This is a genomic window from Stieleria magnilauensis, assembly GCA_007753675.1.
Lineage (GTDB): Bacteria > Planctomycetota > Planctomycetia > Pirellulales > Pirellulaceae > Stieleria > Stieleria magnilauensis.
The window spans coordinates 2,928,870-2,944,448 of sequence record CP036432.1; the positions used below are offsets into that span (position 1 = coordinate 2,928,870).

Genomic DNA, 15,579 nt, shown 5'->3' on the forward strand with positions numbered 1-15,579 from the left:
CGCTGGTAGTGATTGTATCATTCAACACCGCCACTCTGAACCGATCAACGCAACCTCGCCAATAACGATCGATACTTGCCGCGTTGTGGTCCGGAAAGCGCCTCCAAATCAATCTCTTCCAATAGTGTGCGGATGGTTTTGGGATCGACCGCCTCGGGATCGATCTGGCGTCGATCGACCAACGTGGTGGCCCAGTTGAGTCGGTCGGTGTCCACGAGCAGCTCTTGATCACGCAAGATCTCGTAGGCCAGGTTGGCGTGTTGCAGATGCTCAAGCTGCTTGCCGGCAGAGGTGCCTTCGCTGCCGTCGCTCGATGCATCGATCGCTTCGGCCATGGCGGTGTGGGTTTGTGCCAGCCGCCGCAGGATGTCCGGAGTCGCCGATTCGCTGAGCAGTTGTTGGTAGGTGGCGATCGATCGGGCAAACAATTGCTTCGCTTGTTGGCGTTGCTGGTCGTTCCCATTGACCCACAATCGCCCCAGGTTGTTCTCCGCGGTGGCCAGGTTAACGCGAAAGAACTCGTCGGCGTCGGCCAACAACCAAGTGCGTTCCAGATCCTCGATCGAACTGGCGTAGTCCTCCGCAGCCTCATCCTTGCGTCCCAGCTGGACGGCCACTTCGGCGCGCCGCAATTTGGCGTGGGCGAGTGATTGCATCCAATCGGATCGTTCGCCGGCGGACTGCAGACGCTCACTGAGATGATCGATCAATTGCGTCCACGCTTGGTGCGAGGCGGTGAAATCGCCGCGTCGGCATAAGCGTTGGGCGTGCTCGGTCGCGATCGTCTCGTACAGCTTCATGTCGCAGGGATCGCCCCGATGATCGGCCAGCCAGCGTGCCCAACCGACGGCGTTCTGATAGCGATCCGCAGAAAACACACGTCTTGCAGACGGGGATGTCGATGCCTGGGTGCGTTCAATCACCAATTCCAATCGGACCAAAGCTGAAATCGCACGGGCGACGAACGTGGAGGGCGCGGCGTCGGAAACCGGCGGCGGTTCAAAAGGCAACCAGTGTTGAAGCTGCTCGCGGGCTCCGATCGCATCGGCGAGAGTGGGTGACGACTCGGTCGCCAACGCCCTGCCGATCGTCGTGTTGATCTTTTCCAAGCAAACAAGTTCATGCAGCGAGGGCGCGTGGAGGAACCAACTGTCGCCAAGCGGCGAAGCGGCACCCGACCGGTGCATCGAGACCGGTGTGATGGTATCCACGGCATGCCCCAAGCCGGCCAGAATGGACTCCGCCTTGGCAAAGTGTTCGTACGATTGCTCGGCCTGCCCACGCATCCGATGCAGGTCGCCTAAACGCAAATGGCACTTGACGCGTTCCAACCAGACCAGGGTGTTGGTTTTAAAGGCATCGGCGTCAAGTTCGTTGCTGAATCGATCTGCGATCGGATCGATCGGCTGTTCGATCAACCGCTGGTATTGCTTCAGGGCTTGTCCGATCAGCTCGTTCCTCAGCGGCGTCATCGCCGGATGGAATTGCAAGGAACCGCTCAGATCGACCAGCCATGTGTCCGCGGTGTCGCGTGCATCGACGAGACGTTCAAGGGATTCGTGATGGGCTTCGCGGGCTTCGATTCTCGCTTGACGCTCTGCCTGGTGCGCCGAACGGATCACCAACGCGCTGATCACCGAGACGATCATCAACCCCACGATCGCCAAACCGATGGTGGATGCGAGTGCACGGTGTCGCCCACACCAACGGGAACATCGCTCGACCAGAGTTTCGTCATGGACCGACACTCGCAAACCCGTCATAAAACGTTGCACATCATCGGCCAGGCTTTCGACATCGCAATACCGTCGTTCCGCGGTAGGATCCATCGCAGTGTGGACGATCTCTTCCAACGGTTTCGGGACACAGGGCTGCATCTCTCGTAGCGGCGTGAATTCACCTTCGCGGGCGCGGCGGAGCACCGATTTGAGGTCCAGCCCCTTGTGCGGATGAGTCCCCGCGATGATTTCGTAAAGGATCACGCCGAGCGAATAGATGTCGCTGTGGCTGCCCATGGAGGCGAGTTCCCCCCGGGCCTGTTCGGGCGCCATGTACGTCGGCGTGCCGATCACGCTGCCCTCGGACTCCATCGGCGACGACGAACGATAGCTGCCCGATTGATCGTTTTGTTTTACAGGCCCCTGGACCGTTGTTTCACCGCCGTCGTCCTCGTCGTCGATGTAGCGTGCCAGCCCCCAATCCACGACGATCGTTTCACCGAAGGCACCGGCCATCACATTGGTGGGTTTCAGATCGCGGTGGATGATGCCGCGTCGATGGGCATAGGCCACCGCGTTGCACACATCGATGAATCGAAGCAACAGCGGAGTGATCGCTTCGAGCAATTCGTGCCGGAGCCACTTGCGTTCGGATTGCTTGGCATGTGCGGTGCGAATGTGATGACGCAACGTGTCGCCTTCGAGCAGCTTCATCACGTAGTAGGTGTCGCCCGATTCGTCGGCGACCAACTCGTGAACGGGGACCACGCCAGGGTGCTGAAGCCCGCTCGTGATCCGCGCCTCGTGCAGAAACTGTTCTCGTTCGCTCGGCTGGATCTTTCCCGGATTGCTGATGCGTTTGACAGCGACCTCGCGTTGTAGTTGGCGATCGAGGGCGCGCTGAACCACACCCCAGCCGCCGCGACCGAGCTCACCAAGTTCGACATAGCGATCACAATCACGGCGTTGATCGTCTTCGCCAGATTCCGCTGTTTCGCGGTGCCCGCCGGAAGCGGAACCGAGGGTGCATTCGGCCTCGGACAGGCCGGTTTCCCGCTGGCGAGGTGCGGCACCCGAGCGTCCGGAAGGCTCGCCCGTTGGCCGCTCGGGTTCGGACGACGCGCCCGCTCCCCAAACGGTTGCCAACGAATCAGCCTCCGCAGATTCGTCGGCGAACGGCGTTTGATGGTCGCTTCGATCCGGGTCGGCGTGGTGGGGCGGGTCTGCCGACGGGTCCGACCTGGGCGGGGTGACCGGCGAATGCTGGGGCCCTTCTGAATCGTCTGGCAAGAAGCGGCCGTTGATCGTTTCCATATTCGCTTTGGCTGTCGATCGATCCGGACGTATCGATCAATCGGTTTGGGGGACTTCACGGTTGACTGCGACTGCATCATCGGGATGCTTTACGTAAACGTAGGACGCCCCCAAACGTTTCGACTGACGTTTCTGGTAATCCCCCACCGCTGATTGATTCAACGAACCCGTTTTGTCCCACCATGCCTGAACCTGCCTGCGAAATCCGTGCGGCGCGTCCCAGCGACGTTCCAGAAATCTTCCAGATGCTTCGTGAACTGGCGATCTTTGAAAAGCTGGAGCATCAATTGACCGCCACTGAAGACGACATGCACGATGCGCTGTTCGTCCGCCGTTGCGCCGAAGCCTTGGTGGCCCAGACGGTTCACCAAGACGACTCCGAACGCCAGTTGGTCGGGTACGCGATTTACTTCCAAAACTTCTCGACGTTTCTCTGCAAACCCGGCATCTACTTGGAAGACATCTACGTCCGCCCCAAGTTTCGCCGGTTGGGAATCGGGAAGTCGTTGCTGCGAAAACTGGCCCGCATTGCCATCGAGAGGGATTGCGGGCGGATGGAATGGGCCGTCTTGGATTGGAACCAAAATGCGATCGATGTGTATCAGTCGATCGGCGGAGACGTGCTGCCCGACTGGCGAATTGTTCGCTTGGGGACCGAGACGATCAAAGAATTGGCCGACTGAACCATCGGGCATGCTGTGCATGCCAGTTCGGTAGGGCATGCTGTGCATGCCAGTCCCGTCACGCACAGCGTGACCTACCTCCATCCGTCACGCACGGCGTGACCTCCTCCATCCGTCACGCACGGCGTGACCTACGTCCGGCCGTCACGCACGGCGTGACTTACTCACTCAGCCACTGGGCGGCTTCGGGGGCGAAGTAGGTCAGGATGCCATCGGCACCGGCGCGTTTGAACCCCAACAGGCTTTCCATCGCGACGTCACGGCGGTTGAGCCAGCCGAGTTGTCCGGCTGCCGACAACATCGCGTATTCACCGCTGACCTGGTACACGAAGGTCGGCACGCCAAAGGTTTGTTTGACGTTGGTGACGATATCCAAATAAGGCATGCCGGGTTTGACCATCACCGAATCGGCGCCTTCGGCTAAATCCAGCGCCACTTCGTGCAAGGCTTCGTCGGCTTGCGCGGGGGATTGTTGATAGGTTTTCTTGCTGGCCCCACCCAAGTTGCCCTTGGATCCGACGGCTTCGCGAAACGGGCCGTAGAACGCGCTGGCGTATTTGGCCGCGTAAGACATGATTTGAACGTTGACGTGGCCGGCCGCTTCCAGCGCGTCGCGGATTGCACCGACGCGGCCATCCATCATGTCGCTGGGCGCGATGATGTCGCATCCGGCATCGGCCTGCACCACCGCTTGTTGGGCCAGAATGCTCACGGTTTCGTCGTTGACGACGTCTCCGTCGCGCACGATTCCATCGTGACCGTGGCTGCTGTACGGGTCGAGGGCGACGTCGCAAATGATTCCCAACGTGTCGCCGACCGCCGCTTTGATTTGGCGGACCGTTTGGCAGACCAAGTTCTCGGGGTTGGTCGCCTCGGCGGCGTCGGGGGTTTTCAGTTCCGCGGGCGTCGCCGGAAAAACCGCGATCGCCGGGATCCCCAAATCGCAGGCGCGCTTGGCGGCATCCACGATCTTGTCGGTTCCCAATCGCTCGACTCCCGGCAGGGACTCAATCGCTTGGGCCCCCGTTCCCGGATGGACAAAGATCGGCCAAATCAGGTCGCTCGGGGTGAGCGAGGATTCGGCAACCAGACGTCGGGACCATTCGTGACGGCGTTGCCGTCGCGGGCGTGTTCGCGGGAACGGCCCGCGTGCAAAATCGTACATCCTGTTTCTGTCTAATCCGTTACAGACCACGTTCTTCGGCGAAGGATTGGATCCGATAGACCCGCTGCTCTTCGGTCGCATCCCGGACTTGCAGCTTCCCATTGCTGTCGACCATCAAGAAGATTCCGGGTTCGATGATGGTTTCGTCATCAACGATTTCCAGCGGTGCACCGCCTTCGACGTCGATCACCGTTGCGGACGACTTGATGACCTTCGGCTCGCTGGTCTTCTTGACTTCCAGGGTGATCGGATCGACGACTTCGGCCGATTCGACTTCGGTGCTCAACACGGTGCCTTCGGTTGCCTCCATCCGGGCCGGCACGAAAACGCCGAGACGTGGATCGAAACTCGACGCCACGACTTCTGCCTTGGGCGGATCGGATTCGATCTCGATCCTTCGATTGCCGGCGTTCACGACACGCGGCTTGTAGGGTTTCACACTGCCAAAGGCGACGCGATCGACCGGCGGCAGCGACATCGGGGCACTCGGATCACTCCACTCGCTCCAACGTTTGTAGTTTCGTTTTTGAGTCTGTTCGGCTTCGGCCGACAGCGTCACGTAACGCTTGTAGGCTTCCGGATCCAGATTGCGACTCTTCGGTTGCAGTTCCGGCGACTTGGGGAAGTTGGGATCATTGACGGCGAAACGCACGCGATAAACGTACTGGCGATTCATCCGCGGTGCTCTCGGGTCCATCCCCACGACTTTGCCGCCCACCTTGTAGGTTTTGCCTTGGATGTAGGCAAAGTCATAGAAGCGGAGCAGTTTGTAGTCGACGGGGTTTTCTTCGGCGGGTTTGCCTTCATGGGCGGACCTGCCGGCGCCCCTGCCCCCGCCATATCCCATGTCCATATCCATGTCCATGTCCATGTCCATATCCATGTCCATCCCCATGTCCATATCGTAACCATCGTCCATGCCGCCACCGTAGGATCGCGTCTGGCCGCCGGAGATGTCGATTTCAAATCGTTCCATATCGACCGCTCCGGCATTTGCTTTTTTCTCTGCGGCTTCTTTTTCCATCTGCTCGGCCAGCAGCGCACGTTTGGTCTTCAACGGAATCAACGGATGGTTGGCAAAACTGGCGTAGGGATCCAGCAACACCGGGGGAATCCACATGGTGACGCCGGGAATTCGGTAATCATCGGGAACCAACTCGGGCGCAAAGCCGGACCAGTAACTCGCGGCATTCCGAATCGTGATGTCATTGCTATCGCGGAGGATCCAGTCCGCATCGGTCAATTGATCGACGGATTTGTTGGTGACATCGGCCCGTTGAACCTGGTAGGCGACGTAACGCGGCAGGTCACGTTTGACCGGATCGTATTCGGCCGCGTAGGAGAGTGCTTCTTGGTACGCATCGATCAACTGTTTGTGGGGAATCACCGCCGTCCCGGCAATGAACAGCCCGATGCCGGGGACGGGGGGCTGGTCCGCACCGGTTGTCAGGTGCTGAGTCTTCTTGGCCGTCGTGCCGAGGTTCTTGTCGGCGGCGAGTTTTCGGATCGGCCCCGATGCGCCGGCCGTTGACATTTCATCCATGCCCATCATATCCATGCCCATCATGTCCATTTCCATGTCCATCATGTCCATGTCGCCTTCGCTACCCATCATCATGTCCATGGGGTTCTGACGACGGCTTCGTCGGGAGCGTTTTGGTTTGACTTCCACCACTTCCACTTCGTCGGCGGGCTCAAGATCGACTAACGCATAGGTGCCGTCTTGCGATCGGTAGGCCAGCGACGCGATCACGCCGGTCGTTCGGACCGCTGCCGGTTTGGCAAGCACGGGATCCTTGCGGCGCACCTTTTCTTTGCTCGCCTTGGACAAATCCCATGGATCGGGTTGATAGAGGCTGGATTTGATCGGTTGCTGGAACTTGCTTTGTTCCAGCGCGATGTCGAATTTCGGCTCGCGGGGATTCTCCTCGTTTTTGACGATCGCATCGGTGTGGTCGTCATCGACCTGTCGTTTCACTTCGGTCGCACTCTGGGCCAAACGCTCCGGGTCGTGCTTCTCCGTGATGATCGGCTTGCCAAGTCCGCTGTAGACCAAGAAGGCGGACAGCAGCACCACAATCCCAACGATCAGCTTTTCGAAATTGTAGACGGCAAAGTCTTTCAGTTTATCGGCGTCCATGATGTTCCCCTGTCAGCAGGTACTTTGGTTCATCGGGTAATGGTCGAAAATCAGGCCCGCAATCGTTTCACGGGCCGGGGGAGGAGGGGGTTTTTACGCTAGGGTGACGCGACGGGAATCGCCATTGCGGTCGGCGGCGTCGCGGCCGGTGGCGTGGTCGCCGGCGGTGTTGCTGCCGGTGGCGTGGTCGCCGGTGGTGTTGCAGCCGGCGGTGTTGTTGCTGGCGGCGTTGTCGCTGGCGGTGTCGTCGCCGGCGGTGTGGCGGTCGGCGGTTCGGCCGTTGTCGCCGGCTCGGTGTCGGTCGGACCTGGTAACGCGTCGATCACTTCGGCAGATTCGTCGATCGTGACATCGTCTTTCACCTTATCGATACCGAGCGACTCTTCGCTGGGCGGATTATAGAAGTAGATCAGTCCATAGATCTCTACTTCCATGTCCATCGGGTATTCCTCGGGGGCTCCGACGGTCGCTCCACCGCCCATGCCTCCCATCCCACCCATGCCCATGCCTCCCATGCCCATGTCGCCCATCATTTCGTCTTCCATGCCCATCATGTCGCCACCGCCTCCACCTCCGCTGGCAGAGCCTCCTTTGGGCAGGACGCGGACTTGGCGGACATCGACCATCAGCGGTGCACTACCGCAGGCGGCCAGCAGTCTGGCGACGCTTTGTTGGTTCATTTGCAAGTGCAACATGACGGGAACGCGTTTGGCTACCGCGATCGCGACTTGTCCCGGGTCGTTGCTGCTGAAGGCACTCCGCAGCGATGCGGCATCGATGGGTTCGTTGGCCGTGTTGACATAACGGCTGTCGCCGGGGTCGGAGCCTTCGCTCTCGATGCCACCGCTGCCGTCAGGTCCCATGCTATCCATCTCATACATGTCCATGTCGCCGTAGCCTTCCATGTCATCCATCCCCATCCCGCCAAAGCCGGCGGTGACGCGTGACCCCGGATCGGAGATGTTGCCCTGGTTGAAGGTGACCGACTTTCCGATCGCGAGTTTTTTGATTTCTCGGATTTCGGCTTCGAACGATTGCTGCGCCCCTCCGTTGACGGCGGCGATGATTTGCAGCAACTGTCGCAGGATCCAAAGGTTTTCTTGCGAGTAGTACACATCAAGTTCCGACGGATACTCCTTGACCCCGCGCCAGGGGAACAGATCCTTGAGCACCGTCTCTTGGCTGGACGTACTCCAGATCACGACCGGTTCCTCGATGGCTCCGGTGATGCTGCGTTTGACCTGTCGGGTCGGTCCCGCCCCCATCATCATCATGTCGTCCATCCCGTAGCTTTCCGCCATTCCGCCGGCGCGTTTGGAAAAGTCGGCGGTCCATTTCGCGCCGGCAATTTCCGCGTAACTCGGCAGCGTCTCGCCGATGTACTGCTCGTAGCGACGCAGCAGCTCGGGGTTGACCTGGTCGGGGTCGGACGACGGCGGGAAAGGCTCGTATTTTTCGAACGGCAGTTTGAGTTTGTTGCGATCGACGATTCCGGTTTCGGGGTCTTTGACGTACTTGAATTCGATCAGAAAGTCATCTTTCAACTTGGTGGGCCACGTCAAAATATCCCGCTGTGCGTCGAACACATTTTGCCAGGCCTGAAGGACTTCTTCTTTGCGGATCTCGATTTTTTCGTTCATCCACTGATGAGACAGATCGTTCGGCTGGGTCGGCAGCTCGCTGCGATACTGCGACACTTTCTGAACGTCACCTTCGATCTTGCGGATCTGCGATTCCGTCTTTTCGTTCAGATCACTCGTCGACAGATACCAGACGGTCAAGGCCCCGATCAGGACAATCGAGCTGCCGATCCAGAATCCATGCTTGATAGCGACGGCCAGGTACTCTTTGACTTGGTCCATGATGATTGCGTGGGTTGCGAAAAGTGAAAAAAGTGATTGAACGGATGCGTGGTGTGACGCGGGACTACGGAGTGGCGGCGACGGTATCGTCGAGGGTTTCCTCGACGGGCGGCTCCTCGCCTTGCAACGCCGCCTCTTCCTCGGCCTTCAAACGTTTGGCTTCCATTCGCTGCGAATGGGTCGTCGGGGTCCAAAGGAATTGGAACGAAAAGTCCATCCGCCGGGCCTTGAAGAATTCCGGTTCGGCATCGGGATCGACCTCCGTCGTCGCGACGACCGTGCCGGCAACCGGGGGTTCATAGTCCGGGTTCGGGATCGACGTTTCGATCGCCTTTTCGATGTTCAGCATCAACGGGTAGCTGATGCCGAGTTCGGCGGGGGTGTATTCGATCGGTTCAGCGGAGGGATCGTTCGGATCGGGCAGGCGGATGACGCGGTTGGCGACATCGGGCGGCAATCGGCTGGGATCCAGGAACGCCGTCGTCAGGTACTTGCGGGTGTGGTTGTTACCGTGCAAGCCGACGCGATCGGGATTGTTGAAGTAGTGATAGCCTTGCAATTCGACGACCCAGAACGGCCCCGTCGGCGGTTCCGGTTCGGTGGCCATCGCGCCCGGCTCCTTGGGAATGTTCATCAGTTTCTCCCAGTCAGCCTTTTCGTCGGCGAATCGCTTCTTTCGCTTTTCGTACCAATCGGCGATGTCTTCGAAGTACTTGGTCTCGAAGGACGTGATTTGGAAATCGATCCGATCTTCGTAGGGCACCTGTTTGGGGCTCGGCATCTGACCGGGTTCGACGCCTTCGTAGACCCCGCGTGGGATGATCTGATTGACGCCGCGGATCAGTTCCATCCACAGGACACGGTTTTCCGCATCACCGGTGATCTCTTCGCCGACCGCGTTCAGGTAGGTCAGTTTCTTTTCCAGTTCGCTATCGGTGCCGCGGTGATCTTGGGCATAGCTCTCCATGTTGGTCACCGAGGCATTGGCTTGTTCCCAAAGGTCCTCGTGGCTTTCTTTCCAACTGTTCTGGGTGAAGTAGAAATTGGCCGACATCCCGAACATCAGCACGGCCAACCCGGCGACGGTCCAGGGTTTCTTGGCACGAATCATCCGCTGCGTGATGATTTCCTGCGGGACCAGGCTGGCGTGGATTTGCGAGATGCCCAACCCTTGCAGACACAATCCGTAACAGACGGCAAAGGTCGTCGCGTTGTCGCGGAACGTGGGGATGGCCAGCACGTCGTCGCCACCCAAGCGATTGAAGCGGTCCAGGGTGTGGACTTCGAAGCCCAGATTCTTGCCCAGATAGGCCGCCAGACCCGGCATCTTGACCGTGTTGCCGGTGATCAACAGCTCGGTGATGTCGGCTTTGCGATCGATGCTGCGGAAGAACCCGATCGAACGTTGGACTTCGGTGACCAGGTCGTTAAACACCGGCCGCATCGTTTGGAAAATCAGCTTCGGATCAACCGCCTCGCGGGCGTTGCGTTTGATGTGTTCGGCCTTGGCGAACGTCATCTTCAAGTCTTTGGTCAACTGGCGGGTGAAGTGATTCCCGCCGATCGGCATGCTGCGCTGCCAAATCCGGAACCCGTTGGTGACGATCAAGTCCGAGCTGTCGGTTCCGATCGACAGGATCACGCTGGACGGCGGCGGTTCGTCCGAGTTGAAGATTTCGCCGTCGAGCCGATCGCCCATGCGGTCATAGGCGACCATGTTGTACAACGCGATCGGAGCCAATTGGACGACGTCGACTTCCAAATTGGCGGTGTCGAACGGGGCCAACTGGCGATTGGCTTGTTCACGTTTCATCGCGAACAAACCGACTTCGCTGTCCAGTGCGTAACCGTCTTCGACCATGCTGCCGGGCATCATCTGGTAATCCCAGACCACGTCGGACAGTTCGAACGGGATTTGTTGACGGGCCTCATAGCGGACCAGGTCGGCGATCTTTTTGACTTCGACCGGCGGCGGTTTGAAAAACTTCGACAGACCGCTCTGGCCGGGGACGCTGATGCAGATCTTGTCAGTCATCCCCTCGTTGCGTTCGAGCAGCTGATTGATCGCGTCGGCAATCAATTCTTCGGGAACCGCTTCGGGCTGACTTAAGATTTTGGGGTATTCGATGTAGTCGAACGCGGTGGCGACAACTTCGTCATCCACGAGCGAACAACGCAACGCCTTGAGCGCTGATTGTCCGATTTCGATTCCCCAAACTGAAGAGCTCTTGGCCATGGTTGAACGCTAACGAAAAAGTGATGAGTGAAATCGGCGATTGACTGTGCAGCGGGAGCAGCTCATGCGACATCACGCTGTTGGCTGGTGGCCCGACTGGTGGCCCGTCTCGTGCCCCACCGGTCTCGCTGTCCAATGTGACGACCGCTCGAACCGCTCGCCGACAACCCGCTCTGGCGGGCGACCGGGTCGAACACGAACGTGCCAGCGGCACAATGGAATAAACGATGGATGACGGGAATCCTTGGGCGATCTTTGGCTGAATTGTGACAGATTTTTAGACTCGATTGCGAATCAACGTCGAAAAATGCAATGCATCCCGTCCCGGCAGGGTACTCCGACACTGCCGTCTTCTCCACGCTCGGCCGGGTACGTTGTCGAATTTACACCACCCTGCGCGTTCCGAATGTGCTGATTGCCCCAAAATTGCACCATGAATTTCTACGGCAAACTTTTCCAAGCTGCACCTTCGCGAGAGGGGATAGATCAGGAGATAAGAGAAAAGAATGATTTCAGGAACCCGAACCGTTGACGGCAGGTCGCGTTCCGGCGACCGCCGAGAATACATCGTCGCGGCAGAAAAAATCGCTCCGCCGCTGCCGATCCGGTTCCCGCCACGCTACTAGTCTATCCGTCGACCGTATCCGGCGTCAAATTATTTGTCCGCCGGACACGCCGCTTTTAGCCGCTTCGGCCAGCCCCTGACTGCCTTTCCCTACCGGTTCGGCGTGGCGGCTTTGATCCTACGGAAGTTTCCATCACACTCTGTGACGTCCCCCAACTCCACCGTCCCCTTCCCTTCCCTCATAGTTGCGACCGCGTTATGGCCCCGTTTGACGAGTGTTCCGTTCTGCTCCCTTCGGCCACCCTGGAAGATTTTCCCGTCGGGGGTCCCGATTCGGATGCGCGGAGCTTGTTGGCCGGTTGGACGATCTTGTGGCATCCGCTGTTGTTGGCCCAGACCGAGCAAATGCCGACGTGGTATCGCGCCGACACGCCCCCCAACCCCGACGGACCACGCGTGATCGTGGTCCCGGATCCCTCGTTGAAACAGATTCCCGCTGACTTTCGTCGCAAGTGCGATGCCAATCCCGAGTGCACCTGGGTGACCGGGGCCGACCGCGCGGAGATGCTCGTCGCGCTGGGGCTGGACCCGGCCGACCCCCGCTGCGCGGCGCTGCCCTCGGCCTCGCGATCGCTGGGAGTCGAAGATTTTTACGCCGCCGGATACCTGTCACTGCAGATCCAGATCATGACGCGGCGGTTGCGGTACACCAGCAATTTGGACGAGTTGCACCTACAGAACCGGAGCGTCGCGGCGGCCAAAGCGTTCCTCGATCGAGACGCCGTGGCGACGGCCGAAGCGCTGCACGATGTTTTCGATGCGCTTTCCGAAGAACGCGACCACTACTTCTCCAGCGACCCCCACCTGGTCGACCTGACTCTGCTGACCCCCGGTGTGCTGAAGTCCGCGACCGAGGCCGGCTGGCTGGACCGTTTCGAAGCGAGTGCGACCAAAGACGACGACGGCGATGGCGTGCTGGGAACGCCACGCAATGTCCTGGTCGACGGCACCGTGGCGGCTGAATTGGCTGCGGCCAACGACGCCTCCCAACACCACGAGTCGTTCGATCGCTTTCGCCAAGTGCTTTCCCTGGACACCGTCGGCTGGGCGGGCGGCGGCTGGGCGGGCGGCAGTTTCGCGGGTGATCCGAGCTGCCTCGATGCGATGACGATGGCATCGGCGCGTCACCTGTTTGAATCCGGCACGGCCTTGGCCTCCGCCGCGATCGGCCAAGCCCCGTCGGTTTACGCCCGGCTCTCCGGCATGACACCGGTCGACCTGGTCCCCGCCCTGGCGGCACTCGGATACCGGGGCGTGATCCCGATCGATTTCACCGCCGGCACAGGCTTCGGTGACGAGTCCAAGGTGATCGTCTCGGGCGGCCACAAGGAAGTCGAAGCATTGACGGCCAAGCCGATCGATGCCGCCAGCGATTCCGCCTTCCTGGCCCTGGGTGCCCACTTGGGCGAATCGATCGACACCGGCGAAGTCGCCACGGCACTGCTGGTGCATTGGCCCGATCGCGTCTGCGACAGTTTTCGAGACCTCTGCCGAGCGGCGACGTGGAGTGTCGCGATGGGCCGCTTCTGGACTCTCGAACGCTACTTCAGCGATGGCGAACGTCCCTACCACCAAGGAACGCTCGATGCGATTTCCAAACACGCCGCAGCCGAGATCGCACAGCAACTCATCGATCCAAAATCCGACACCTCGCTCAGCGCGCTGGCCGATGCCTTTTGTCGCACGGTCCGAACCGAAGCCCGCCGAACCCTGCGAGCGATTGCGACGTTGGCCAATCCGAAGTTGCTCGCCGACGAACAACCAGACGAGGAACATTCAGGATCTGCCAGCGAGCAACCGGATGCATACGGCCGCGCCGATGACCGCAAACTGATTGCTCGGGTGGTCGGCGTCGAGCCGTCAACCGATGACACGATCGCCAAGGACGTCTTGTGTTTCAACGCCCAGGGTGTCGCGACCCGACGGCACACGAAACTGCACGGCGGCAGCCCAGCGAACGAAAAATTCGTTTACGCGGCAACCGCTGCCGGCGGGGGCGGTTGTGACGTCACCTTCGACGTGCCCGCGATGGGATTCACGCGTCTGTCGGCCACTCAACCGGTCAAGAAACAGGGGCTGCTGAAACGATTGACCGGCGGCGAAAAGGGGATTGCCGAACAAGCGGTCTTAAAAAACGAATTCATGGCCGTCGCCTTGGACGAAACCGCCGGAAGCCTCTCGGGCGTGTTTAGCGCCTCACGCGGCAACCGGCTGTCGATGCGATTGGTCGCGGCCGCCGATCTGGCGGGCGAAAAAGATGGCGGGACGATGGTTTGCAAACGCATGGAAGTCACCCAGTCCAGCTTGGCGCTCGGCGAAATCACCGCCTCGGGCGAATTGCAGGACCACGCCGGCAACGCGATCGCCGAGTTTTCGATTCACTATCGGCTGCGACGGGGAAGCCGATTGCTGGAGGTCGAGGGGACGTTGCGCCCCAAGACGAACATTTCAATCGAATCCGAAACCGCGTTTTGGAAAAACTATTTTGCCGTACGGACGGCCGTCGCCGGCGAGGCAGCGATCTTGCGCCCCCTGGTCCGCGACAAGGTTCACAGCGTTTCGTCGAAGAAGTTCATCGCACCCCTTGGCGTCTTGATCGACGAAGCGGAAAAGCAAACTCTGGTCGCCGGTTACGGATTGCCGCTGCATCGCAAGGTCGCCGACCGATTCCTGGACACCGTGATCGGGATCCCCACCGGCGCCGATGCGATTCCGTTTCGTGTCACGTTCGCGTTTGATTGCCCGTCCCCGGTCGCGGTGGCACGGTCCTGCATCGCGCCGGCGGAAGTATTCGCGATCGATCCGAAACCCGCCGATCGCGGATCGGCCACGGGAGAAACGTCCCAGGCGTGGCTGGTCCACGTTTCCTCCGCTGACGTCTTGGTCACCGAAATGAAGACCACACGCCGCAGCGACGGGAAACTTGCCGCACGGATGCAGGTGGTTCAGACGCGGCCGAAAACGTCGAAGGTCAAGCTGCAATTCTGCGCCGCCGCCGAAGCCGCGTTCATCGCGGACACTTCGGGGGTTGAACGGTCGCTGGAAGATTTGCCCCAGGACGTCAGCTGCGAAGACGGCGTGGTCACGTTCTCGCTGGGCAATCACCAAGCGATCGACCTGGTCGTCGTGTTTGGCGGTTAATACTGACGGTACAGCTTCATCGCCAGTTCCGTCATGTTATCGACGTTCATTTTTTCGATCACGCGTTTGCGATGACGATCGATCGTTTGGTAGGAGACGTTGAGCTTGCCGGCGAGACGTCGCGATGGTATTCCCAACAGCAGTTGAGGCAGCACCTCGCGTTCTTTCGGGGTCAGTCGTCCAAACCCGCTGCGTAGATTGCACAGCGAATCCGGTCCGGCGGCGTCGGCTTGAAAAGCTTCTTGGACCGCTTCGATCAACAGCCGATTTTCGATCGGATGGGGAACCAAATCAACGAAACCGTGCTTCAGTGCCAGGTGCAGCGTCCGTCGCGAGCGGTCGGCCGTCAGTCCGACGATTGAAAACCGAATGCCTTGGTCGGCAAATTTCCGCACGCGTTTGAGCGTCTCGTCGCGAACGCTGTCAAAGTCGACGAGCAGGCATCCCGGTCGAAATGAGCTCAGCTTCTTGAAGACGGACTCCCAGTTGTCGACTTCCAAGGTTTGAAAGGGAAGCGCATCAGGGAGGGTTGCAATCGAGAGCCGTTCGCTTTGTAGAACGACCGTAAACGGACGGATTCCTGGCGACGGATTACCATCGTGACTAGCCTTGATCATTGTTGCCCCTTGATCGAAGTTAGGTTTCGGAAATGCTGGTTAGCTGCGGTGTGCTAAGGATAAATCCCGTTGGAATGG

Annotated in this window: 8 protein-coding genes; 2 read left to right on the top strand and 6 right to left on the bottom strand. The window is 59.6% G+C overall.

The window, feature by feature from the left end; all coding sequences use genetic code 11:
• Nucleotides 1-44: 44 nt before the first annotated feature.
• Nucleotides 45-3,032, bottom strand: a complete 2,988-nt coding sequence (locus TBK1r_RS10460; RefSeq protein WP_145209810.1) for a serine/threonine-protein kinase — start codon at nt 3,030-3,032, stop codon at nt 45-47.
• 182 nt (nt 3,033-3,214) lie between these two features.
• Here TBK1r_RS10460 and TBK1r_RS10465 point away from each other — a divergent pair, with 182 nt between their 5' ends.
• Nucleotides 3,215-3,715 (top strand): GNAT family N-acetyltransferase, encoded by a 501-nt coding sequence (locus tag TBK1r_RS10465; protein ID WP_145209812.1) that lies wholly within the window; start codon nt 3,215-3,217, stop codon nt 3,713-3,715.
• A gap of 160 nt (nt 3,716-3,875) precedes the next feature.
• On the opposite strand, the gene hemB is transcribed toward TBK1r_RS10465, so the two are convergent.
• From hemB to pilM, 4 genes are all read right to left on the bottom strand, one after another.
• Nucleotides 3,876-4,880: a porphobilinogen synthase gene (hemB, locus tag TBK1r_RS10470; RefSeq protein ID WP_145209815.1), complete on the bottom strand. Its 1,005-nt coding sequence runs from the start codon at nt 4,878-4,880 to the stop codon at nt 3,876-3,878.
• A 19-nt stretch (nt 4,881-4,899) separates the two neighbouring features.
• Entirely contained in the window at nt 4,900-7,020 is a 2,121-nt protein-coding gene (locus TBK1r_RS38475; RefSeq protein ID WP_419581199.1) for a hypothetical protein, read from the bottom strand.
• Nucleotides 7,021-7,118: 98 nt separating this feature from the next.
• A complete protein-coding gene (locus tag TBK1r_RS38480; RefSeq protein WP_419581200.1) occupies nt 7,119-8,882 on the bottom strand; it encodes a hypothetical protein in 1,764 nt (587 codons plus the stop codon).
• Nucleotides 8,883-8,946: 64 nt separating this feature from the next.
• A complete protein-coding gene (gene pilM, locus TBK1r_RS10485) occupies nt 8,947-11,118 on the bottom strand; it encodes a type IV pilus assembly protein PilM (RefSeq protein WP_145209818.1) in 2,172 nt (723 codons plus the stop codon).
• 823 nt (nt 11,119-11,941) lie between these two features.
• Here pilM and TBK1r_RS10490 point away from each other — a divergent pair.
• Nucleotides 11,942-14,884: a hypothetical protein gene (locus tag TBK1r_RS10490; protein ID WP_145209820.1), complete on the top strand. Its 2,943-nt coding sequence runs from the start codon at nt 11,942-11,944 to the stop codon at nt 14,882-14,884.
• Here the strand turns inward: TBK1r_RS10490 and TBK1r_RS10495 are convergent.
• A complete protein-coding gene (locus TBK1r_RS10495; RefSeq protein ID WP_145209823.1) occupies nt 14,881-15,501 on the bottom strand; it encodes a response regulator transcription factor in 621 nt (206 codons plus the stop codon). The genes TBK1r_RS10490 and TBK1r_RS10495 overlap by 4 nt on opposite strands.
• Nucleotides 15,502-15,579: the final 78 nt, after the last annotated feature.

Excerpts from the sequence above, each read along its gene's own strand:
- TBK1r_RS10460 (WP_145209810.1), bottom strand. The coding sequence starts at position 3,032 with ATGGAAACGATCAACGGCCGCTTCTTGCCAGACGATTCAGAAGGGCCC.
- TBK1r_RS10465 (WP_145209812.1), top strand. The coding sequence starts at position 3,215 with ATGCCTGAACCTGCCTGCGAAATCCGTGCGGCGCGTCCCAGCGACGTT.
- hemB (WP_145209815.1), bottom strand. The coding sequence starts at position 4,880 with ATGTACGATTTTGCACGCGGGCCGTTCCCGCGAACACGCCCGCGACGG.
- TBK1r_RS38475 (WP_419581199.1), bottom strand. The coding sequence starts at position 7,020 with ATGGACGCCGATAAACTGAAAGACTTTGCCGTCTACAATTTCGAAAAG.
- TBK1r_RS38480 (WP_419581200.1), bottom strand. The coding sequence starts at position 8,882 with ATGGACCAAGTCAAAGAGTACCTGGCCGTCGCTATCAAGCATGGATTC.
- pilM (WP_145209818.1), bottom strand. The coding sequence starts at position 11,118 with ATGGCCAAGAGCTCTTCAGTTTGGGGAATCGAAATCGGACAATCAGCG.
- TBK1r_RS10490 (WP_145209820.1), top strand. The coding sequence starts at position 11,942 with ATGGCCCCGTTTGACGAGTGTTCCGTTCTGCTCCCTTCGGCCACCCTG.
- TBK1r_RS10495 (WP_145209823.1), bottom strand. The coding sequence starts at position 15,501 with ATGATCAAGGCTAGTCACGATGGTAATCCGTCGCCAGGAATCCGTCCG.